Origin of the sequence: Burkholderia sp. AU30280 (assembly GCF_020420125.1) — a bacterium.
Taxonomy (GTDB): domain Bacteria; phylum Pseudomonadota; class Gammaproteobacteria; order Burkholderiales; family Burkholderiaceae; genus Burkholderia.
Genome location: NZ_JAIZRY010000012.1, coordinates 86681 through 110314, shown reverse-complemented (window position 1 = coordinate 110314; position 23634 = coordinate 86681). Strand labels below are relative to the sequence as shown.

15 protein-coding genes are annotated in these 23634 nt (G+C 67.7%); 4 read left to right on the top strand and 11 right to left on the bottom strand.

Features of this window, described 5'->3' with window-relative positions:
- Window positions 1-27 precede the first annotated feature (27 nt).
- Entirely contained in the window at window positions 28-600 is a 573-nt protein-coding gene (locus LGN17_RS25770) for a PadR family transcriptional regulator (protein WP_226199228.1), read from the top strand.
- Window positions 601-645: 45 nt separating this feature from the next.
- Here LGN17_RS25770 and LGN17_RS25765 read toward each other — a convergent pair whose 3' ends face one another.
- The 4 genes from LGN17_RS25765 to LGN17_RS25750 form a co-directional block, all read right to left on the bottom strand.
- Window positions 646-2076 carry an FAD-binding oxidoreductase gene (locus LGN17_RS25765; RefSeq protein ID WP_226199227.1) on the bottom strand — a complete coding sequence of 477 codons (1431 nt, stop codon included), beginning with the start codon at window positions 2074-2076 and terminating at the stop codon, window positions 646-648.
- 15 nt (window positions 2077-2091) lie between these two features.
- Entirely contained in the window at window positions 2092-2880 is a 789-nt protein-coding gene (locus LGN17_RS25760) for an ABC transporter substrate-binding protein (protein WP_175956670.1), read from the bottom strand.
- Between the two features lie 53 nt (window positions 2881-2933).
- The gene (locus LGN17_RS25755) at window positions 2934-4088 is read right to left on the bottom strand and encodes a pyridoxal phosphate-dependent aminotransferase (protein ID WP_226199226.1); all 1155 of its coding nucleotides are present in this window, start codon (window positions 4086-4088) and stop codon (window positions 2934-2936) included.
- Between the two features lie 421 nt (window positions 4089-4509).
- Window positions 4510-5178 (bottom strand): TetR/AcrR family transcriptional regulator, encoded by a 669-nt coding sequence (locus tag LGN17_RS25750; RefSeq protein ID WP_175956667.1) that lies wholly within the window; start codon window positions 5176-5178, stop codon window positions 4510-4512.
- A gap of 121 nt (window positions 5179-5299) precedes the next feature.
- Between LGN17_RS25750 and LGN17_RS25745 the strand changes: the two genes are divergently transcribed.
- Together LGN17_RS25745 and LGN17_RS25740 are read left to right on the top strand one after the other, a co-directional pair.
- On the top strand, window positions 5300-6952 hold the full coding sequence (locus tag LGN17_RS25745; protein ID WP_226199225.1) for an acyl-CoA dehydrogenase family protein: 1653 nt from the start codon (window positions 5300-5302) through the stop codon (window positions 6950-6952).
- A gap of 60 nt (window positions 6953-7012) precedes the next feature.
- Complete coding sequence (locus LGN17_RS25740) at window positions 7013-8521, top strand: class I adenylate-forming enzyme family protein (protein ID WP_226199224.1); 1509 nt, start codon at window positions 7013-7015, stop codon at window positions 8519-8521.
- A gap of 124 nt (window positions 8522-8645) precedes the next feature.
- Here LGN17_RS25740 and LGN17_RS25735 read toward each other — a convergent pair whose 3' ends face one another.
- From LGN17_RS25735 to hemE, 4 genes are all read right to left on the bottom strand, one after another.
- Window positions 8646-9785 carry a branched-chain amino acid ABC transporter substrate-binding protein gene (locus LGN17_RS25735; RefSeq protein ID WP_175956661.1) on the bottom strand — a complete coding sequence of 380 codons (1140 nt, stop codon included), beginning with the start codon at window positions 9783-9785 and terminating at the stop codon, window positions 8646-8648.
- 84 nt (window positions 9786-9869) lie between these two features.
- Entirely contained in the window at window positions 9870-13802 is a 3933-nt protein-coding gene (putA, locus tag LGN17_RS25730) for a trifunctional transcriptional regulator/proline dehydrogenase/L-glutamate gamma-semialdehyde dehydrogenase (protein WP_226199223.1), read from the bottom strand.
- A gap of 384 nt (window positions 13803-14186) precedes the next feature.
- Complete coding sequence (locus LGN17_RS25725) at window positions 14187-16448, bottom strand: primosomal protein N' (protein WP_226199221.1); 2262 nt, start codon at window positions 16446-16448, stop codon at window positions 14187-14189.
- 454 nt (window positions 16449-16902) lie between these two features.
- Entirely contained in the window at window positions 16903-17997 is a 1095-nt protein-coding gene (hemE, locus tag LGN17_RS25720; protein WP_226199219.1) for a uroporphyrinogen decarboxylase, read from the bottom strand.
- 148 nt (window positions 17998-18145) lie between these two features.
- Between hemE and LGN17_RS25715 the strand changes: the two genes are divergently transcribed.
- A complete protein-coding gene (locus tag LGN17_RS25715; protein WP_226199218.1) occupies window positions 18146-18940 on the top strand; it encodes a transporter substrate-binding domain-containing protein in 795 nt (264 codons plus the stop codon).
- A gap of 721 nt (window positions 18941-19661) precedes the next feature.
- Here the strand turns inward: LGN17_RS25715 and LGN17_RS25710 are convergent.
- From LGN17_RS25710 to atpD, 3 genes are all read right to left on the bottom strand, one after another.
- Window positions 19662-21389, bottom strand: a complete 1728-nt coding sequence (locus tag LGN17_RS25710; protein ID WP_226199217.1) for an AMP-binding protein — start codon at window positions 21387-21389, stop codon at window positions 19662-19664.
- A 252-nt stretch (window positions 21390-21641) separates the two neighbouring features.
- A complete protein-coding gene (locus tag LGN17_RS25705; protein WP_006477288.1) occupies window positions 21642-22067 on the bottom strand; it encodes a F0F1 ATP synthase subunit epsilon in 426 nt (141 codons plus the stop codon).
- Window positions 22068-22223: 156 nt separating this feature from the next.
- Complete coding sequence (gene atpD / locus LGN17_RS25700) at window positions 22224-23618, bottom strand: F0F1 ATP synthase subunit beta (RefSeq protein ID WP_175956652.1); 1395 nt, start codon at window positions 23616-23618, stop codon at window positions 22224-22226.
- Window positions 23619-23634 lie beyond the last annotated feature (16 nt).

Here is a 23634-nt window from a genome sequence, read left to right as displayed (position 1 = left end):
TTCACACTAGATATTGAATAACTATTCATGTCCACCAGTCGTCCGTCCCCGCTCGCGCTGGCCGTCCTCGCGACGCTGACCGAAACGCCGATGCATCCATACGGGATGCTGCAGCAACTGAAAGCGCGCGGGTACGACGAAGTCGTCAACGTGCGCCAGCGCACGAGCCTCTATCAGACGATCGACCGCCTGCTGCGCGACGGGATGATCGTCGTGCACGATACCGAGCGCGACGGCGCGTTTCCGGAGCGCACGCTGTATGCGCTGACCGAGGCAGGGCACACGGCCGGGCAGGCGTGGCTGCATGCGCTGCTCGCCGAGCCCGCGCGTGAATTTCCGGCGTTTGGCGCCGGTCTCGCGTTCCTGCCGCTACTCGACGCCGAAGATGCTCGCCACCAGCTCGAGCTTCGGATCACCCGGCTCGACGCCGAGCGCGAGCGCCTCGAAACGCTGCGCGCCACCGCGCAAGCCGATCAGGTGCCGCGCCTGTTCCTGCTGCAGAACGAGCACGCGCTCGTGCTGCTCAATGCCGAACTCGAATGGGCGCGCAGCGTCGTCGAACACCTGAAGATCGGCGCGCTGCGCTGGGTGGACGGCTGACGCGTCGCGCCGGCCGGCCCCTGCCGGCAACGGGCATCGCCGCGATCAAAGCACCTTGCCGGGATTCAGAATGCCGAGCGGATCCAGCGCGGCCTTCAGGCATCGCATCAATCCGATTTCCGCGTCGCCGCGCGTATGCGCGAGATAGGGACGCTTGAGCACGCCGATCCCGTGCTCGGCCGACACCGAGCCGCCCATGTCGCGCACCACCGCGTACACGCAGCGATCCAGCGCATCGAGGTCCACGTCGGTCATCCCGGCGAGCGACACGCCGATATGCACGTTGCCGTCGCCGACATGGCCGAAGAACAGGCACGTGACATCCGGCCAGCGCGAGCGCAGCGCCGCCTCGCAGCGCGCGGCGAACGCGCCGAGTTCGCCCGTCGGCAGACTCACGTCGAAGTTGACGAGATGCGGCAGCGCATCGATCGCAAGCCCTTCGCGCAACGTCCACAAGTCGCGCGCCTGCCGCTCCGACGTCGCGATCACCGCATCCTCCACGAGCCCTGCGTCGAACCCCGCCGCGAGACCGGCTTCCAGCGCCTGGTTCGCGTCGCCGCCCGGTGCGCTCGTCGCACATTCGATCAGGATCGCGAAGCCGGCGTCGCCGACAAACGGTGCCGATACACCCGGCGTATGACGCGCGACGTAGTCGTAGAACGCCGGCCACATCGCCTCGAAGCTGACGACCTCCGGCAGCGTGCGCACGCGGTTCCACAGCGCGACCACCGCGTCGTAGTCCCGCACGCGGCAAAGCGCCGTGGCCGGCGCGGCGAGCAACGGATGCAGCCGCAGCACCGCGCGCGTGACGACGCCGAGCGTCCCCTCGCTGCCGATGAACAGCTGCTTCAGGTCGTAGCCCGCATTGTTCTTCAGCATCCGGTTCATCGACGACACGACCGTACCGTCCGCGAGCACGGCCTCGAGCCCCAGCACCTGCTCGCGCATCATCCCGTAGCGGATCGCGCGCGTGCCGCCCGCGTTGGTCGCGAGCATGCCGCCGATCTGGCATGAGCCGCGTGCGCCCAGATCGACGCCGAACGTGAAACCCGCCGCCTCCGCGGCTTCCTGCACCGTCTGCAGCGGCGTGCCGGCACGTACGGTGATCGTGCCGGCCGCCGCGTCGAGCGCCTCGATGCCCGCGAGACGCTCCATCGACAGCACGACCTCGCCGCCGAGCGCGACCGCGCCGCGCGCGAGCCCAGTCAGCCCGCCCTGCGGCACGACCGGCTGGCCGAGCCGCGTGCACAGCGCGAGCGTGCGCGACACGTCGTCGACGCTGCGCGGGCGCACCAGCGCGCGCGGCCGCACGCCGGCCGGCTCGTTGTACGCGGTGAAGTAACGCGGATCGATGTCGGCCGAACGCGTGACGAGCGCGTCGCCCAGTTCGGCGACGAGCATGGCATCGAGCGCATCGTCGGACAGCGGCGCGCCGTCCTGTTCGCCGCCCACGGCGGCCGGGTTCGGATTCGGCATCGCGCGCGGCCCCGCTTACTTCGTCGAGATGTCGATATCGCCGAAATACTTCAGGCCCAGCGACTTCACCGTGCCGTCCGCCTTCAGCTTGTCGATCGCCGCATCGAGCTTCGCCTTCAGCGAATCGTCGCCCTTGCGCAGTCCGAATGCGATGCCGCTGCCGAGGATCTTGTCGTCGTGCACCGGCTGGCCGACGAACGAGAAGCCCTTGCCGTCCGGGCGCGACAGGAAGCCGCGCTGGCCGGACGGTGCGAGCACGAGCGTCGCGTCGAGGCGGCCCGCCACGAGGTCCGCATACGCCTGGTTCTGGTCCTGGTACGCGACCACCGCGACGCCGGCCGGTTCCCAGTGCGCCTTCGCGAAGGTTTCCTGGATCGACGCCTGCAGCACGCCGACGCGCTTGCCTTTCAGCGATTCGGGCGTCGGCAGCAGGCCGCTGCCGGTGCGCGCGATCAGCTGGGTCGGCACGCGATAGATGATCGTCGTGAAGTCGATCGCCTGGCGCCGCTGCTCGGTCGCGTTCATCGCCGAATTGATCGCGTCGAACTTGCGGCCCTTCAGCGCGGGAATCAGGCCGTCGAACGACGTCTCGACCCATTTGCACGACAGCTTCGCCGTCTGGCAGACGGCATTGCCGACGTCGATGTCGAAACCCTGCAGGTCGCCGTTCGGCGCTTTCGATTCGAACGGCGGGTATTGCGCCTCGAGGCCGAAGCGCAGCGTCTGCGCGTCGGCGAGCGCCGCGCCGGAGCCGATTGCGCACGCGAGTGCGAATGCGAGTTTCAGGGTGGCCGTGTGCTTCATCGTGATCTCCTGGTCTGGTCGATGCGACGTCCTCGTCGCCGGTTTCCGTACGGTTACAGCGAACGCAGCCGCCGCGCGCCTTCGACCAGCGTCGCGTCGTCCTTCGAAAAACTGAGCCGGATCACGCCGGCGTCGGTGCCATCGGTGTAGAACGCCGACAGCGGAATCGTCGCGACGCGCGCATCGCGAATCAGGCGCAGCACGAAATCGCTGTCGCGCTCGTCCGAGAAGTGCCGGAAGCGCGCCAGCATGAAGAACGAGCCTTCGCTCGGCAGCAGCTCGAAACGCGAATCGGCCAGTTCGCGCGCGAGCAAGTCGCGCTTGGCCTGGTAGAACGCCGACAGGCCGAGATAGCTGTCCGGGCGTGCGAGGATCTCCGCGAACGCGACCTGCATCGGCGTGTCGGCCGCGAACACCATGAACTGGTGCACCTTGCGGATCTCGTCCATCAGCTCGGCCGGCGCGAGGCAATAACCGACCCGCCAGCCCGTCACGTGGAACGACTTGCCGAACGACGACACGATCACGCTGCGCTCGGCCAGATCGCGATGGCGCGCCATGCTCTGGTGCTGCGCGCCGTCGAACACGACGTGCTCGTAAACCTCGTCGGACAGGATCACGATGCCGGTATCGCGCGTGAGCTGCGCGAGCCGTTCGAGATCGTCGGCCGAAAACACGGTCGCGGTCGGGTTGTGCGGCGTGTTGACGATGATCATCCGCGTGCGCGGGTTGATCGCCGCGGCGACTTCGTCCCAGTTCACGCGGAAATGCTCCGGCGACAGTTTGATCGCCACCGGCGTCGCACCCTGCAGCCGCACGATCGGCGCATAGCTGTCGAACGACGGCTCGAAGTAGATCACCTCGTCGCCCGGGTGCACGAGCGCGCTGATCGCCGCGTAGAGCCCTTCGCTCGCGCTGGCGATCACCGTGATTTCCGTGGCCGGGTCGTAGCGCGTGCCGTACAGCGCCTCTGTCTTCTCGGCGAGCCGCTCGCGCAGCGCCGTGACGCCGGCCATCGGCGCGTACTGGTTGTGCCCGTCGCGCATCGCGCGCGCAACGCCTTCGACGAGCGCCGGATCGGGCGCGAAATTCGGCGCACCCTGCGACAGGTTCAACGCATCGTGCCGAGCAGCCAGTTGGCCGATCACCGTGAAGATCGTCGTCCCGACGTCGGGCAGTTTCGAACGGGGCGCGGTCGCGCTTCGCATGACTCCTCCTTCTGATGTCCTTCGGGCAAGCCGCGCACGGCCTGCATCTGCCGCAAGATTTAGCCCGAGCCAATATCGGCGGACAATCGAAAGTTCGTCATGGCGGCCATGCATTTTTCTCATGGCGCGCAAAGAGGTGCGCGCAGCGCGCAAGGCAAGCCTGCCAGAGCGGCATGCGAATCAGGCATTTCCCGAGGGCCTGTTCACGCTAATGACGGGCTTGCGCTGGCCCCACGAATGATTTTTTCCAAATAAGGGAACGTGCGTTGCCGGCCGCATTGCGGCGTCGCGCGTCGCTTGTCTGGCTCGACCAAACGGCGCTCCTTGCTTCTTGCACGCGCCCGAAGGAAGTCCCCTTGGGGGACAGCCGGCAAGGCTCGTTCGCAAGCCCGTTACTAGCGTGAACAGGCCCTCGGAAATGCTACCGGCCGGCCGCGGCCAGGTAGGCGAGCAGCACGGCCCGCAGTTCGTCGCGCAGCGCGGCGATGTCGAACGCGGGCCCGAGCGTCAGCAGCGCCTGCGAGAGCCCGCCGTAGCAGATCGCGTGCGCCATCCGCGCGAGCCCGTCGAGCCGTGCGGCCGGCGGCGGATCGGCCGCGTGCGCGAGCGCGTCGCGCCACAGCGCGACGTATGCGTCGTAATGCCGGCGGTAGGCGGTGAGCGGCGACACCTGCCGCTCCAGCGCGAAGAGCACGCCCCACAGCGCCGCGTCGGCGCCGATCGCATCGACCTGCAGGTCGACGAGCGCGGCGGCGATTTCGGCCCGCGGCGCGCCGCGCAGCCGCGCCACGGCGTCGCGCAGCCGGTCGGCCAACGCCTGCACGTGCCGGTGAATGCAGAGCGCCGCGAGGCTCTGCTTGTCGCCGAAATACTCGTAGAAGGTGCCGATGCTGACGCCCGCGACAGCCGCGATTTCGCGGATCGTCGCCTTCGCGTAGCCGCGTTCGAGCAAAAGCTGAACGAACGCCTGCTGCAGCGCGTCGGAACTCGCCTGCGCGCGCGACTGGCGCGGCCGGCGGCGCAATGCGGGCGCGGGTTGCGCCGCCGGCTGGCCGGGCGGCGCCGGAACCTGAACATGTCGCGGCGGCATATTTGCTACTCTGAAAATCAGCAGGAAATGCGTTTTACCGGGGGCCGGAACCGGCGCCGAAGCGCCATCCGTGCGGCATGGCGCCGGCCGCCCGCGAAGCATGAGACCGGAGACAACCTCGATGACCGAATCGACTCACGCCGTCACGAACCAGTTCGACGAACTGGTCGACTATAACCTCTTCGCGACGGACATCGCGCTGCGCGACGCGCTCACCCGCGCGGGCGCCGACTGGGCGGTACCGCAGCTCGACGCGTACGGCGCGCGGCTCGGCAGCGCCGACACCGCTCGGCTCGCCGACGAAGCGAACCGCCACACGCCGGAGCTGAACACCTTCGACCGGCGCGGCCGGCGTATCGACCGCGTCGACTTCCACCCGGCCTGGCACGCCCTGCTCGGCCAGTACCGCCACGAAGGCTTCGTGTCGCTCGCGTTCCGCGACACACGCCGCGGCCGCTGGGCCGCGACCGCGGCCGGCTTCTACCTGCACGGCCAGATCGAGGCCGGCACGCTGTGTCCGGCGACGATGACGCAGGCCGCGATCCCCGTGCTGCAGAAGGAGCCCGCGCTGTGGGCGCTGCTGCGCGACAAGCTCTACAGCGACGACTACGATCCGCGCGACGTGCCGGTCGCCGACAAGCGCTCGATCTGGTTCGGCATGGGCATGACCGAAAAACAGGGCGGCTCGGACGTGCGCGCGAACACGACGCTCGCGACCGCCGTCGGCGCGGGCGGGCGCGGCGGCGAATACCGGCTGCGCGGCCACAAGTGGTTTTTCTCCGCGCCGATGTGCGACGCGCACCTCGTCGTCGCGCGCACCGAAGCCGGCGGCCCGTCGTGCTTCTACGTGCCACGCTGGCGGCCGGACGGCACGAAGAACGCGGTCGAGATCCAGCGGCTGAAGGACAAGGTCGGCAACCGCAGCAATTCGAGCAGCGAAGTCGAGCTGAACGACGCGTGGGGCATCATGCTCGGCGACGAAGGCCGCGGCATTCCGACCATCATCGAGATGGCCACCTACACGCGGCTGAACTGCGTGCTCGGCAGCGCGGCGATGCTGCGCCAGGGCGTCGTGCAGGCGATCGCGTACACGCGCCAGCGTCATGCGTTCGGCCGCGTACTTGCCGAGCAGCCGCTGATGCGCACCGTGCTGGCCGATCTCGCGCTCGAAAGCGAAGCGGCGCTTTCCCTCTCGATGCGTCTCGCCGACGCGTTCGAGCGCGACGACTCGCCGCGCGAACGCGCCTGGAAGCGCATCGTCACGCCCGCCGCGAAATTCTGGGTATGCAAGCGCGCGGTCGAGCTGACCGGCGAGGTGATGGAAGTGTTCGGCGGCAACGGCTACGTCGATGACGGCCCGATCGCGCGGCTGTTCCGCGAGGCGCCCGTCAACTCGATCTGGGAAGGTTCGGGCAACGTGATGTGCCTCGACGTGCTGCGCGCGATATCGCGCGAGCCCGACGCGGCCGCCGCGCTGTTCGCCGAACTCGCCGACCTCGGCGCGGGCGAACCGCGCATCCGCGCGGCGCTCGATGTGCTGCGCGCGATGCTCGCGGCGCCGGCCGACACGCTCGAGGCATCGGGCCGCGTGTTCGCGCAGCGGCTCGCGGTGGTTGCGCAGGCGTGCCTGCTGCGCCGCGATGCACCGGCGGCCGTCGCCGACGCGTTCGTCGCGACGCGGCTCGCCGCGCCCGACTGGGGCCGCATCGCGGGCGGCTTCGATCCGCACGCGATCGACGTCGCCGCGCTGCTGCAGCGCGCGTATCCGGCCTGATGTCATTTCGGATCACTCAGTACGACCCCGTTCGCCTTCGATCGCCCGCCCGGAGCCCCGATGAACCTCGTCGCCGCCCTTGACCGCGCCGCCCGTGCGACGCCCGACAAGCCGTTCCTCGTCAACGAATCCGCGACGATCACCTATGCTGCCGCACGCGAGCGCTCGCACCGCGCGGCAGCCGTGCTAAGCGCGCTGGGCGTCGCGGCCGGCGACCGCGTCGCCGCGATGTGCTTCAACACGCCGGCCTTCGTCGACCTGATGTTCGGCGCGTGGCGGCTCGGCGCGACGTTCGTGCCGATCAACCACAAGCTGCAGGCGCCGGAAGTCGACTACGTGCTCGAACACAGCCGCAGCAAGGTGCTGCTGTTCGACGTGGCGCTCGCGCCGGTGGCCGAACGCATCGTGCATCCCGCGCGACGGCTCGTGACCGAAGGCGAGCTCGACGGCGTGCCGTGCTTCGACACGCTGTGCGCGACGATGGACGGCCTCGCGGGCATCGAGCCGGCCGGCGGCGACATCGCGCAGATCCTCTACACGTCCGGCACGACCGGCCACCCGAAAGGCTGTGTGCACAGCCACCGCACCGTGACGCTCGCGGCGATGCAGGCGGCCCTCGCGACCGGCATCGGTCGCCACGAGCGCACGCTGATGGCGATGCCGATCTGGCATTCGTCGCCGCTCAACAACTGGTTCGGCGGCACGCTGGTCGCGGGCGGCACCGTCGTGCTGCTGCGCGAATACCATCCGCTGCGCTTCCTGCAGGCCATCGAGCGCGAGCGCGTGACGCTGTATTTCGGCGCGCCGGTGTCGTACCTGCTGCCGCTCGACACGGTCGACGGCTTCGCGGCGTTCGACCTGTCGAGCGTGCGCGCCTGGCTGTACGGCGGCGGCCCGATCGGCCCCGCGCAGGCCGAACGTCTCGCGCGTGCGTATCGCAGCGACGCGTTCTTCCAGGTGTACGGCATGACGGAAGCGGGGCCGGCCGGCACGACGCTGTATCCGGACGAGCAGATCGCGAAGGCCGGTTCGATCGGCCGCCAGGGCGGCCCGGGCGTCGACCTGCGCGTCGTGCGGATGGACGGGATCGACGCGCAGCCGGGCGAGACCGGCGAGATCTGGCTGAAGACCGACAGCATGATGCTCGGCTATCTCGACGATGCAGCCGCGACGCGCGCCGCGTTCGCGCCGGACGGCTGGTATCGCACCGGCGACATCGCGCGGATCGATCAGGATGGCTACCTGTTCATCGTCGACCGGCTGAAGGACATGATCGTGACCGGCGGCGAGAACGTCTATTCGAAGGAAGTGGAGGACGTGCTCGGCGCGCACCCGGACATCGCCGAGGCGGCCGTCGTCGGCGCGCCTCATCCTGACTGGGGCGAGACCGTCGTGGCGCACGTGGTGCTGCGCACGGGCGCCGTGCCCGACGCGGACGCGCTGCGCGCGTTCTGCGGCGAGCGGCTGGCCGCGTACAAGATCCCGCGCGAATTCACGTTCGCGCAGGCGCTGCCTCGCACGCCGACGGGCAAGCTGCAGAAGTTCCTGCTGCGCGTGCGTCGCGAATAGCCGCTTGCCCGGCTGCGGAAAAAGAAAAAGCCACCGGAGCCCGACGGCCCGGTGGCTTTTTCGCATGATCGGCAGGACAGCGACAAGCGCCGCCGCCCGCGCGTCATGTCACGTCATGCCCTGCTTACTTGCCGCCGATGCTCTTCAGCGGCTTCCACTCGCCCTTCTCGACCTTGTACATCGTGATGCCGCCGTTCTTCAGGTCGCCCTTCGCGTCATACGCGACGTGCGTCGACGTCACACCGGCCATGTCGGTCTTCGCGAGCAGCGGCAGGTACTTCGCCGGATCGGTCGAATCGGCCTTCTTCATCGCGTTGAACAGCGCCATCGCACCGTCGTACGCATACGGCGAGTACGTCTGCACGTCTTCGCCGAAGCGCTTCTTGTACTTGTCCGCGTACGTCTTGCCGCCCGGCATTTCTTCCAGCGGGAGGCCTGCCAGCGAAGCGATCGTGCCGTCGGCCGCGTTGCCCGCGATCTTCAGGAACGTCGGCGTCTTCACCATTTCGCCGCTCATCAGCGGAGCGGTGATGCCGAGCGTCTTCATCTGCTTGACCATCGGCGCCGCCTGCGAATCCGCGCCGCCGTAGTAGACGAGATCCGGCTTCGCAGCCTTCAGCTTGGTCAGGATTGCCTTGAAGTCGACCGCCTTGTCGTTCGTGAATTCACGGTCGACGATCGACGCACCGCCGGCCTTCGCGGCCTTCTCGAACTGGTCGGCGAGACCCTGGCCGTAGGCCGTGCGGTCGTCGACGATCGCGATCTTCTTCATGCCGAGATCCTTCGACGCGAACGTGCCGGCCACCGAGCCCTGCTGCGTGTCGGACGTCATCATGCGGAAGGTCGTCTTGTAGCCCTGCTGCGTGTATTCCGGTGCGGTCGCCATCGCGATCTGCGGAATGCCCGCGTTCGCGTAGATGCGCGAAGCCGGGATCGTCGTGCCCGAGTTGAAGTGGCCGAGCATGCCCTTGATGCCGTCGTCGACGAGCTTCTGCGCAACCGTCGTGCCGGTGCGCGGGTCAGCCTGGTCGTCTTGCGTGTCGAGTGTGAACTTCACCGGCTTGCCGCCGATCTTCGGGTTCGTCGCGTTGAAATCCTCGATCGCGAGCACGATCCCGTTCTGCATATCCTTGCCGTAGTGCGCCTGCGCGCCCGTCATCGGCCCTGCGTAACCGATCTTCACGTCATCCGCATGGGCCGTCCCCGCCAGCGACATGACCGCGACGAACGTCGCGCCTGCCAGCTTTTTCATCGTGTGTTGCATAGCATCTCCTTGGTACCAGGGTAAATGAAGCGGCTTCGGGATCGCCTTGCCGCTTCTTTTGTTTGATCCGAACGGCAAGGATGATCAGCCGATCGTCATCAAATTCGCATTGCCGCCCGCCGCGGCCGTGTTCACGCTCACCGAGCGCTCCGTCAGCAGCCGTTCCAGCGCGTAATCTTCCGCATCGCCGTTCTCGAACGCGCCCACCGACACGCCCTGCACCGACACGATCGGGCCCGGCCGCTGCGCGACGTCCTTCACGAGCGTCTGCAGTTCGTCGCTGTCGCCTTCGAACAGCACCGCGTCGAACGGCGCGTCGGCCTGCTTGCGCACGGTCGCGTGAGCCTTCAGCGACGCCGGCAGCGCGGCCACCAGCGCCTCGCCGGCCGCGCCCGCGAACAGCGCGCGGTTGCCGGTTGCGAGCACTGCCGCGAACTGCGCGCGCGCACCGCCCGGCGTCGCCGCGACACACAGCACCGTGCCGCGCGGGCCGAGTGTATACGTGTTTCGCTCGCCTGTCGGACCGGTCAGCACCGCGGTCGCACCGGCCGGCACCTGGGCCAGATAGCCGTCGCAACGCGCGGCCAGCGCCGGCTCGCGCTGCTCGATCAGCCAGTCGCGCAGCGTCGTGAGCGCCGCCGCCGGGTTGCCGCGCGTGTCTCCTTCCACCGCGCCGTCCGCGATCAGCATCTGCGCGAGCGAACGCGGCAGGCCCGACGGACGCGTCGCGAGCAGGCGCTGCAGGTACAGCGCGCCGCCAGCCTTCGGGCCCGTGCCCGACAGCCCTTCGCCGCCGAACGGCTGGACGCCGACCACCGCGCCGATCACGTTGCGGTTCACGTAGATGTTGCCGACGTGCGCATTCGAAATCACGTGCGCGATCGTTTCGTCGATCCGCGTGTGGATGCCGAGCGTCAGGCCGTAGCCGGTCGCGCGGATCTGCTCCAGCAGCTTGTCGAGCTGGCTGCGGCGGTAACGCACCACGTGCAGCACGGGGCCGAACACCTCGCGCTTGAGCTCGTCGATGCTGCCGATCTCGATCAAAGTCGGCGGCACGAACGTGCCGTGCGCACAGGCCTCGGGCGCCGGCAGTTGCGTGACGGCGTGCCCCTTGTCCTTCATCGCCGCGACGTGCGCGTCGATCGTCTGCTTCGCTTCGGCGTCGATCACCGGGCCGACGTCGGTCGACAGGCGGTCGGGATTGCCGAGCGCCAGCTCGTGCATCGCGCCCTTGAGCATCGTCAGCGTGCGATCCGCGACGTCGTCCTGCAGACACAGAACGCGCAGCGCCGAACACCGTTGACCGGCCGAGTCGAACGACGACTGCATCACGTCCGCGACGACCTGCTCCGCGAGCGCCGACGAGTCGACGATCATCGCGTTCTGGCCGCCCGTCTCCGCGATCAGCGGGATCGGCTTGCCGTCCGGGTCGAGGCGCGCGGCGAGCGTCTTGTTGATCAGGCGCGCGACTTCGGTCGAGCCGGTGAACATCACCGCACGCGTACGCGGATCGGCCACCAGCGCCGCACCGACGGTCTCGCCGGTACCCGGCAGCAGTTGCACCGCACCGGCCGGCACGCCGGCCTCGCGCAGCAGGCGCACGGCCTGGGCGGCGATCAGCGGCGTCTGTTCGGCCGGCTTCGCGAGCACCGTGTTGCCGGCGGCGAGTGCCGCGGCGACCTGGCCCATGAAGATCGCGAGCGGGAAGTTCCACGGGCTGATACAGACCACGGGGCCCAGCGGACGGTGCGTGTCGTTCGAGAATTCGCCGCGGATCTGTGCCGCGTAGTAGCGCAGGAAGTCGACCGCTTCGCGGATCTCGGCGATCGCGTTCGGCAGCGATTTGCCGGCTTCGCGCACGATCAGGCCCATCAGCGTGTGCATCTGCGCTTCGAGCAGGTCGGCCGCGCGCACCAGGCAATCGGCACGCGCATCGACCGGCGTCGCCTGCCAGATCGGCGCGGCGGCCACCGCGTGCGCGAGTGCCGCGCTCACGTGTTCGGCCGTCGCTTCGCTGACCGTGCCGACCAGGTCGCGCTGGTCGGCCGGGTTGCGCACGTCGCGGGCCGGCGCATCGGCGAGCGTGTCGTCGGCAAGCATCGGCGCCGCGCGCCACGGGAAATGCGCGCTCGCGAGCAGTGCGGACGACAGCGACGCGAGACGGTGTTCGTTCGACAGGTCGAGGCCCATCGAGTTGGGACGCTCGTCGCCGTACAGGTTGCGCGGCAGCGGGATCTTCGCGTGCGGCGCGCCGAGCGGCACGACCTTCGACGCTTCGTCGACCGGATCGGCGACCAGCTCCTTCACTGACACGGTCTTATCCGCGATGCGGTTCACGAAAGACGTGTTCGCGCCGTTCTCGAGCAGGCGGCGCACCAGGTACGCGAGCAGCGTCTCGTGCGTGCCGACCGGCGCGTACACGCGGCACGGACGGTTCAGCTTGTCGCGGCCGGTGACTTCCTCGTACAGCGGCTCGCCCATCCCGTGCAGGCACTGGAATTCGTACTGGCCCGGGTAGTAGTTCTGGCCCGCGAGCTGGTAGATCGCGGCCAGCGTGTAGGCGTTGTGCGTCGCGAACTGCGGGTAGACGGCGTCCGGCGCCGCGAGCAGCTTCTTCGCGCACGCGAGGTACGACACGTCGGTGTAGATCTTGCGCGTGTAGACCGGATAGCCTTCGAGGCCGTCGACCTGCGCACGCTTGATCTCGGAATCCCAGTACGCGCCCTTCACGAGGCGGATCATCAGGCGGTGACGGCTGCGGCGCGCGAGATCGATCAGGTAATCGATCACGAACGGGCAGCGCTTCTGGTAGCCCTGCACGACGAAGCCGATGCCGTTCCAGCCCGCGAGATCCGGATCGAAGCACAGCGCCTCGAGCAGGTCGAGCGACAGCTCGAGCCGGTCGGCCTCTTCGGCGTCGATGTTCAAGCCGATGTCATAGCGGCGTGCGAGCAGCGCGAGGGCGCGCACGCGCGGCAGCAGCTCGCTCATCGTGCGGTCCTGCTGCGAACGCGAGTAGCGCGCATGCAGCGCCGACAACTTGATCGAGATGCCCGGGCCTTCGTAGATGCCGCGGCCGCCGGCTGCCTTGCCGATCGCGTGGATCGCCTGTTCGTACGACGCGTAATAGCGCTGCGCGTCCTCTTCGGTCGTCGCCGCTTCGCCGAGCATGTCGTACGAGTAGCGGAAGCCGCGCGCTTCGTACTTGCGACTGTTCGCCAGCGCTTCGGAGATCGTCTCGCCGGTGACGAACTGCTCGCCCATCAGGCGCATCGCCATGTCGACGCCCTTGCGGATCAGCGGCTCGCCGCCGCGGCCGATCAGGCGCGTCAGCGCCGACGACAGCCCGGCTTCGCTGTTGGTCGTCACGAGCTTGCCAGTGATCATCAGCCCCCAGGTCGCCGCGTTCACGAACAGCGACGGCGCGTGGCCGACGTGCGAGCGCCAGTCGCCCTTGCTGATCTTGTCGCGGATCAGCGCATCGCGCGTCGCGCGATCGGGAATGCGCAGCAGCGCTTCGGCGAGGCACATCAGCGCCACGCCTTCCTGGCTCGACAGCGAGAACTCGTGGATCAGCCCCTCGACGCCGCCGCCCGAGCTCTTCTCGCGCAGCGCCTCGACGAGCTTCGTCGCGAGCGCCTGCACGTCCGCCTGCAGGTTCGCGGGCAGGCGCGCCTGGCCGAGCAGGAACGGCACGCATTCCGGCTCGGGGCGGCGGTACGCCGCCGTGATCGCCGCGCGCAGCACCGATTGCGGCTGCACGTTCTGCGCGAACTCGAGGAACGGATGCGGCGAGTTGTCGTCGTCGCCGTCCGCGGCCTGGCCGTCGGCGAGCTCCGTGACGCCACTGTGGCCCGACAACTCGGGCGGCAACTGGCCGTGCTCGATCCGCTCGAGGTACGCGAAGATCGCCTGCTTGATCAACCAATGGGGAGTGCGCTCGAGGCGCGCGGCGGCGTCCTTGAGGCGCGAGCGGAGAAGGTCGTCGACTTTGACGCCGAGAGTCGTGCTTGCCATGGTGGGTTCGTGCGCCGGTGCGAGCCCGGCAATAGGGTGTGAGAGGATGCGCGAAATCCTACGGCACGCAATAAAAAGGTGCAACCAAATTGCGAGGCAGGTTGCACCCTTGGGTTACTCAATATAATCATACACTTATGTGGTTGCAACCTAGGGGTTGCCCGTGGTCGGAGGATCGGTGTTTTCCCTGAGCGGGCCGGTTTGACATGCGTGCGCAACCTTCCCCGCGCGAGGCGGCGGACGAAAATGGGTTGCACTGGGTGTGACGGCGGGTGTGGCGCCGAGGCGCAGCCGTGCGGCAAGAGACGGCTTGGGGGCGCCCGGCCCCGACGGGCCCGGCTTCAATGGGGCGGCACGCAGCACGGCGAGCGCACGGCGCGCCGCTCAGATATCCAGCGGATCGACCTCGACGCTCCACCGCAGCACGCCCTTCAGCGCGCGCAGCTCCGGCTGCCATGCGCGCAGCGCATGCTGCAGCGCCGCCCGCGACGCGCTTTCGAGCAGTAACTGCGCACGGTGGACGTTCGCAACCTTGACGATCGTCATCGGCACCGCGTCGTAGACGGTCACGCGATCGGCGCCCGGCAGCCCCGGCAACGCGGCCGCGGCCTGCAGCAGGAACGCGAGCGCTGCGTCGAGCGTTCGCCCTTCGGCGCGCAACAGCGCCTGGTAGACGAACGGCGGCAGGTGCGCGTCGCGACGCTCGCCGAGCGTCGAATTCGCGAAGCCGACGTAATCCTGCCGCCCGAGCGCGTGGTACAGCGCGTGACGCGGGTAACGCGTCTGCACGAGCACCTCGCCCGGCAGCCCGGCGCGCCCCGCGCGGCCGCTCACCTGCATCAGCTGCGCGAACAGCCGTTCGCTCGCGCGGAAGTCGTGAGAGAACAGCGCGGTGTCGGCATTGAGCACACCGACGAGCGACACGCGCTGAAAGTCGTGCCCCTTCGCGATCATCTGCGTGCCGACGAGGATATCGACCTCGCCCGCGTGCACATCGGAAAAGAGCGCCTGCGCGCTGCCCTTGCGGCGTGTGCTGTCCGCGTCGATCCGCAGCACGCGCGCACCCGGCACGGCCTCGGCGAGCGCCTCCTCGATGCGTTGCGTGCCGCGCCCGAGCGGCGCGATGTCGACGTTGCCGCACTCGGGGCACGATCGCGGAATGCGCGCTTCCCAGCCGCAGTGATGGCAGCGCAGCGCGTGCTCGGGCTTGTGCAGCACGACGTACGCGCTGCAGCGCGGGCAGCCGGCCACCCAGCCGCAGGCATCGCACGCGAGCTGCGGCGCGTAGCCACGCCGGTTCAGGAACACCAGGCTCTGTTCGCCGCGCTCGAGCCGCGCCTTCAGCGCCGCGACGAGCGGCCCCGACAGCCCGCCCAGCGACGCGCGCCCGCGCCGCCGCTCCTCTTCGAGGTCGATCAGCCGCACGGTCGGCAGCGTCGCGTCGGCCACCGCGCGGCGCGACAGCGTGAGCCGCGTGTAGCGGCCCTGCTCGGCCTGCCACCAGCTTTCGAGCGACGGCGTCGCCGAGCCGAGCACGACCGTGATGCCGAGCTGCTTCGCGCGCCACACGGCGAGGTCGCGCGCCGAATAGCGCAACCCTTCCTGCTGCTTGTACGCGGGCTCGTGCTCCTCGTCGACCACGATCAGCGCGAGCGTCGGCATCGACGCGAGCACCGCGAGGCGCGTGCCGAGCACGATCCGCGCGCGCCCCGTATGCGCGGCGAGCCAGTTGCGCGCACGCTCGCCCTCGGCGAGCCCGCTGTGCAACGTGACGATCGCGTCGTCGGCGAGGGCGCCCGCGAAGCGCGCGCGAAACGCGGCTTCGAATTGCGGCGTCAGGTTGATTTCGGGAACGAGCACGAGCGCCTGCGCATCCGGCCGTGCGTCGAGCAGCGACGCGAGCGCATGCAGATAGACTTCGGTCTTGCCGCTGCCCGTCACGCCGTGCAGCAGGAACGGCGCGAAGCCCTGCGCGGCGCGAATCGCGTCGAGCGCCTCGGCCTGCTGGTCCGTGAGCGCCGGCGGCACAGTTCGTCCACCGGCTGCCAACAGGTTATCCACAGCTTTGGCCACAGGCGCGTCGGCCCAGCCGATCTCCTCGACGTCGACCCAGCCACGCGTCGCCCAGTCGTCGAGCGTGACCGCCGCCTTCGGGTGAAGCGCGCGCGCATCGGGCAGCGCCAGCGAGCCGGTGTCGACCAGCGCCTGCGCGAGCCGCCGCAGCGCGGCCCCGCGGGCGGGCAGCGCATCGGGCAGCGCCGCGCGGCCGGCTTCGGTCGGCCGGTAACGCACTTCGGGCGCGAGCAGCCGCCCCCAGCGCCCGGCATCGCGCAGCGCCTGCGGCAGCGCCGGCAACGCGACCTCGCCACGCCCGCGCTGGTAGTAGTCGGCGGCAAACGACACGAGCGCGAGCCAGTCCGGCGACAACGGCGGCAGGTCGGCGCAGATCGCGTCGATCGCGCGCAGCCGGGACGGCGGCACCTCGGTGTGAGTCGTCACTTCGCAGACGAGCCCGACGGCCTGCCGCTTGCCGAACGGCACCTGCACGAGCGTGCCCGGCCCGGGCGGCGGTTGCACGTCGCAGCGGTAATCGAACAGGGTGGCGAGCGGATGGTCGAGCGCGACGCGCAGATAGGTGCCGCTCATGACGGCACCCCGACGGCGGCATGCGCCGCATGGGCATGGACGGCCGCCATCCGCGCTCGTATCGGGACAGCGCACTTAAAGTAAAACTTCAGATTCGGCGCTAAGTTTTGGATTCGCATTAGGAATCGCCGTATACCCTGCCCAGCCTGTGGATAACTTTGTTGAGAACTCGCCGCACATTGGCCGCAACGCGCGCGGGGCCGTGCTTTGCGCGGATTTTCGCCGCTTGTTGCGGTGCCCCGCTGAGCCTTATTCCATAAGGCTGCTATTCAAATTACCGAACCATAGCGAGACAAATTGACCGATACAGGGCTCTACCGCGCTGCAACGTGGAAAATGTGTATAAGTCAAGTCTTGACAAGCACTGAATCGGCAACCGGTGGGGGGTTGCGTCCTGTTTAGTTCCGGCAGCGAAACGCTGTCACGCCGCAGTGCAGCATGACAGCGCTTGCGCTCAGCCCGCGGCTCCGCTACGGATCGAGCGGCTGTGGCGATGCACTTCGTCGACGAGTTCAGCGACGTGATCGGGCGACGTGAATTGAGAAATACCGTGACCGAGGTTGAATACATGGCCCGGATGGTTGCCATAGCTGTCGAGCACCGCGCGCGCCTGCTCGCGTACGGCGGCGGGCGGCGCAAACAGGATCGTCGGATCGAGGTTGCCCTGCAGCGCGACCTTGCCCGCAACGCGCTCGCGCGCGTGGCCGAGGTTGACCGTCCAGTCGAGCCCGACCGCGTCGACGCCGGTCGCCGCGATCTCCTCGAGCCACAGCCCGCCGCCCTTCGTGAACGTGATCACCGGCACGCGCTCGCCGTCATGCTCGCGCTTGAGCTGCGAGACCACGCGGCGGATGTAGTCCAGCGAGAAGCGCTGGTACGCGCCGTCCGCCAGCGCGCCGCCCCACGTATCGAAGATCATCACGGCCTGCGCGCCCGCTTCGATCTGCGCGTTCAGGTACGCGGCCACCGCCTGCGCGTTCACGTCGAGGATCCGGTGCATCAGGTCGGGGCGCGAATACGCCATCGACTTCACCGTGCGGAAATCGTCCGACCCGCCGCCTTCGACCATGTAGCACGCGAGCGTCCACGGACTGCCCGAAAAACCGATCAGCGGCACGCGCTGGCGGCCCTGCCCGTCGGTGAGCGCGCGACGGATCTCGCGCACGGCGCCCGTCACGTAGCCGAGCGTCTCTTCGATGTCCGGCACCGCGAGCTTCGCGACGTCGGCCTCGGTCCGCACCGGATGCGCGAACTTCGGGCCTTCGCCGACCTGGAAGTCGAGGCCGAGCCCCATCGCGTCCGGAATCGTCAGGATGTCCGAGAACAGGATCGCGGCGTCGAGCGGAAAGCGCTCGAGCGGCTGCAGCGTCACTTCGGTCGCGTAGTCGGGATGCTTCGCGAGGCCGAGGAAGCTGCCGGCGCGCGCGCGCGTCGCGTTGTATTCGGGCAGGTAGCGGCCGGCCTGGCGCATCAGCCAGATCGGCGTGTAGTCGGTCGGCTCGCGCAGAAGCGCACGCAGGAAGGTGTCGTTGAGCAGGTTATGGGCCACGGTAGGAGCGACGAGCGAAGGCAAAGCGGCATTTTACCGGACAGCCGCCTTCAGGCTGCGCATGCCGACGCGATGGCGGCCATATGACGCGCGCGATGGCTCCGTTATGATCGGACGCTCATATCGAACGAAACGAAGGAGGAGACCGATGAAGACACTCGCCACGCTCGCCGCCGCCGCATTGCTTTGCTGCACCGCGGCGCATGCGCAGACCGGCGCGGGCGCCGCCGCACCGGGCGCCGGCTCGCGGCTCGACGACGTGCTCGCGCGCGGCACGCTGCGCGTGTGCACGACGGGCGACTACAAGCCGTATTCGTACTACCGTGAGGACGGCCGCTTCGAGGGCATCGACATCGACATGGCCGAATCGCTCGCGAAGTCGCTCGGCGTGAAGGTCGATTACGTGAAGACGAGCTGGCCGAACCTGACCGGCGATTTCGTCGCGAAATGCGACATCGCGGTGGGCGGCGTGTCGACGACGCTCGAGCGCCAGAAGCGCGTGTTCTTCACGCAGCCGTACGTGGTGGACGGCAAGACGCCGATCGTGCGCTGCGCGGACGCCGGCAAATACCAGACCGTCGCGCAGATCGACCGGCCGGAGACGCGCGTGATCGTGAACCCGGGCGGCACCAACGAGCGGTTCGCGAAGCAGTACTTCACGCATGCGAACCTCACCGTCTATCCGGACAACGTAACGATCTTCAAGCAGATCCTCGCCGGCAAGGCGGACGTGATGGTGACGGATGCGTCCGAGACGCTGCTGCAGCAAAAGCTGAATCCGGGCCTGTGCTCGGTGCATCCGGACAAGCCGTTCCAGTTCGGCGAGAAGGCGTACATGGTGCCGCGCGGCGACGTCGCGTTCCAGCAGTACGTCGATCAGTGGCTGCATCTCGCGCTGTCGACCGGCGAATACCAGGCGATTTCGGACAAATGGCTGAAGTAAGCGGGCACGCGCACGGCGACAGATAGCAGGCACCGACCCCGCGACCATCGCCGCGAAAGCCGCTGCGCGGCGGCAGCCAAAGCGCCGCCGTTACAGTTCGGCGCTGCGTGCCGGCGCCCGGAAAATCGGCCCGAGGCCACCGAATTGGCCGAACGGCCGACTTCCGCGCGTGCCGATCACGTTTCAAAATCTTTCCGACGAATGAATCGTCATGCGCGGCATCGGCCGAAAGGCGCATTTTCTCACGTGCAAATCGGCAGTTCGTCGAGCCTGATACGCATGAAAAACGCATCGTGCGCATGCGCTGAAAACGCTGCGGAAAATATGAGTAAAAATGACCTTTTTCAGGCCCTCAAAAACAGCAAAAAATCCCGGAAAGCCTTATCTGGCGGGCGTTACAACCTGAAACACTTTGTTACCGCGACGGGTCATTAATTCGCCCACAATGGCCTCAACGGTTTCAACACGGATGCGGTCTCGTGTGCCAAGTGTGAGCGGACGCGAAGCGCTGCGAGCCAGTCGGTCACGTACCGAAGCCCTTCCGAGGGGCATCCCTGTTGGAGTCGTTTCCGGCCCCCCGCCGGACTCGGTTTCATCTTTGGTCTCCTCGCGCTAACCCCGTAGCGTGTGGTTTTTAGCGGGCTAATAAGCCCGCTTTTTTTCGTCCATCGAAAGCGCAACGGCCCGCAGGCCGCCGCGTTTTTCCCGCCTTCATGCCGCACTACGCGGTCTTCTGCACGTCGAGCTTCAGCTCCTCGATCATCCGGTCGCGCATCACGAATTTCTGCACCTTGCCCGTCACCGTCATCGGCAGCTCGTCGACGAAGCGGATGTAGCGCGGGATCTTGTAGTGCGCGATCTGCCCGTTGCAGAACGCACGCACGTCGTCCTCGGTCATCTGCTCGTCCGCGCGCAGCACGATCCACGCACACAGCTCCTCGCCGTACTTCGCATCGGGCACGCCGAATACCTGCGCGCTCTGGATCTTCGGATGCCGAAACAGGAATTCCTCGATCTCGCGCGGATAGACGTTCTCGCCGCCGCGAATCACCATGTCCTTCAGCCGGCCGACGATGTTGCAGTAGCCGTCCGCATCGAGCGTCGCGAGGTCGCCCGTATGCATCCAGCCGTCCACCAGCACCTCGCGCGTCTTCGCGTCGTCGTCCCAGTAGCCGAGCATCACCGAATAGCCCTTCGTGCACAGCTCGCCGGTTGCGCCGACCGGCACGATCTCGCCGTTCGGGTCGACGATCTTCACCTCCAGATGCGGCTGGATGCGGCCGACCGTCGTCGTGCGCTTTTCGAGCGGATCGTCGGTCGAGCTCTGGAACGACACGGGGCTCGTTTCCGTCATCCCGTACGCAATCGTGATCTCCGACAGGTGCATCTGCGACACGACGCGCTTCATCGTCTCGATCGGGCACGGCGAACCGGCCATGATCCCGGTGCGCAGCGTCGACAGGTCGAATTTCGCGAACTCGGGGTGATCGAGCTCCGCGATGAACATCGTCGGCACGCCATGCAGCGCGGTGCAGCGCTCGTCGGCCACCGCCGCGAGCGTCGCGACCGGGTCGAACGCCTCACCCGGAAACACCATCGCCGCGCCCTTCGACACGCACGCGAGCACCGCGAGCACCATCCCGAAACAGTGATACAGCGGCACCGGGATGCACAGCGTGTCCTGTTCGGTGAAGCGCATCGCCGCCGCGATCGAGCGCCCGTTGTTGACGACGTTGCGATGCGTGAGCGTCGCGCCCTTCGGGCTGCCGGTCGTGCCGCTCGTGAACTGGATGTTGATAGGCTCGCTGGCCGCGAGCGTCGCGCCGATCGCATCGAGCAGCGCGGGATCGACAGCCTGGCGGCCGCGCGCCATCACGTCCGCGAAGCGGAACATGCCGGACGGCGCGACGTCGCCCATCGACACGACCGTGCGCAGGCTCGGCACGCGCGCCGCATGCAACTCGCCCGGCGTCGCGCTCGCGAGCTCCGGCGCGATGGTCTGCAGCATCTCGACGTACGCGGACGTCTTGAAGCGCTCGGCGGCGATCACGGCCTTGCAGCCGACCTTGTTCAGCGCGTATTCGAGCTCCGACAGCCGGTAGGCCGGATTGATGTTGACGAGCACGGCGCCGATCCGCGCAGTCGCGAACTGCGTGAGCAGCCATTCGCTGCGGTTCGGCGACCAGATGCCGACGCGATCGCCCTTCACGATGCCGAGCGAGGCCAGGCCGGACGCCAGCACGTCGACCTCGTTCGCGAACTCGCGCCAGGTCCAGCGCACCTGCTGCTCGCGGAACACGACGGCCGGACGATCGGGAAAGCGGCCCGCCGTGTCGAGCAGGAACCGGCCGATCGTCGCTTCGGAGAGCGGTACGTCAGTCGTGCCGCGTACGTACGACAATCCGTTTTCGGGCGCGATCAGCGCCCCCACGCCAAGGTCTGCTGCCATGAATGTCTCCGTCCTTTTGGTCTGGTCGGCCTGCGCACTTCCGGCGCCCGCCTCCGCCGCGCAATCGCGACGGACGGCCTCGACACAGATGATGACGCGCGCGGCTGACGACACTCTGACAGCAAATCGCGGCGGACGGATGAAATAGCACGACCGGACGGAATGATCCGGCCCGCAAAAATCAGACGAACACGACGGACGAAAAAAAAGCAGCCCGAAGGCTGCTTTCTTTCGCGGGATACGCGGCGCGGCTCAGTGCCGGCTGCGAATCTTCGCCAGACGCTGGATCGCCTCGAGCTGCGCCATCGCGGTCGCAAGCTCGGATTGCGCCTTCGCGAGGTCGAGATCCGACTTCGCGTTCTGCAGCGTTTCCTCGGCACGCTTGCGTGCTTCCTCGGCTTTCGCCGCGTCGAGGTCCTTGCCGCGGATCGCGGTATCGGCGAGCACCGTCACGGCGCCCGGCTGCACTTCGAGAATGCCGCCCGCGACGAACACGAATTCGTCGTTGCCGCCCTCGACTTCGATGCGCACCGCACCCGGACGAATCCGCGTGATCAGCGGCGTGTGGCCCGGCAGAATACCCAGCTCACCCGTTTCGCCCGGCAGCGCGACGAATTTCGCCTCGCCCGAGAAGATCTGCTCTTCCGCGCTGACGACGTCTACTTTGATGGTTGCCATATCGACTCCTGTCGACGAGTGCGAACGCCTCACGGCGCCTGCCCTCGTCCCATGCACGGCGGATTGAGCGTGTTGCGGTCGGCGCGGCCGGCCCGGTTACCGGTCAGTGAAGACCGGCACCCCGGCCAGCACGCGCCGTGCGACTCACTCGAACCCTTACGAGATCTTCTTGGCCTTTTCGAAGGCTTCGTCGATCGTGCCGACCATGTAGAACGCCTGTTCCGGCAGGTGGTCACACTCGCCGTCGACGATCATCTTGAAGCCGCGGATCGTTTCCTTCAGCGGCACGTACTTGCCCGGCGAGCCCGTGAACACTTCAGCAACGTGGAACGGCTGCGACAGGAAACGCTGGATCTTACGAGCGCGCGCGACCGACAGCTTGTCTTCCGGCGACAGTTCGTCCATACCCAGAATCGCGATGATGTCGCGCAGTTCCTTGTAGCGCTGCAGCGTTTGCTGAACGCGACGGGTGATCGTGTAGTGCTCTTCACCGATCACGTTCGGGTCGATCTGGCGCGACGTCGAGTCGAGCGGGTCGACCGCCGGGTAGATACCCAGCGAAGCGATGTCACGCGACAGAACGACGGTTGCGTCCAGGTGGCCGAAGGTCGTGGCCGGCGACGGGTCGGTCAAGTCGTCCGCAGGGACGTACACGGCCTGGACCGACGTAATCGAGCCCTTCTTGGTCGACGTGATGCGCTCTTGCAGCTTGCCCATTTCTTCAGCCAGCGTCGGCTGATAGCCCACTGCCGACGGCATACGGCCGAGCAGTGCCGACACTTCGGTACCGGCCAGCGTGAAACGGTAGATGTTGTCGACGAAGAACAGCACGTCGAGGCCTTCGTCACGGAAGTGCTCGGCCATCGTCAGGCCGGTCAGCGCGACGCGCAGACGGTTGCCCGGCGGCTCGTTCATCTGGCCGTACACCAGCGCGACCTTGTCGAGAACGTTCGAGTCCTTCATTTCGTGGTAGAAGTCGTTCCCTTCACGGGTACGCTCGCCCACGCCCGCGAACACGGAGTAACCACCGTGTTCCTTCGCGATGTTGTTGATGAGCTCCATCATGTTGACGGTCTTGCCCACGCCAGCACCGCCGAACAGGCCAACCTTGCCGCCCTTTGCGAACGGGCAGATCAGGTCGATAACCTTGATACCCGTTTCGAGCAGTTCGGTCGACGGCGACAGTTCGTCGAACGCCGGAGCCTTCTGGTGGATCGAACGCGTATGTTCGCTTTCGATCGGGCCGGCTTCGTCGATCGGACGGCCGAGCACGTCCATGATCCGGCCAAGGGTCGGCTTGCCGACCGGCACCGAGATCGGCTTTGCCGTGTTCTTCACGGTCAGGCCGCGGCGCAGGCCGTCGGATGCACCCAGACAAATGGTGCGGACCACGCCGTCGCCCAGCTGCTGCTGGACTTCGAGCGTCAGTTCCGAGCCATCGAGAATAAGCGCGTCGTAGATCTTCGGCATGCTGTCGCGCGGGAATTCCACGTCGATAACGGCGCCGATGCACTGTACGATCTTGCCTTCTACCAAAGCAGCAGTACTCATCGCTTTTCCTTTAAAT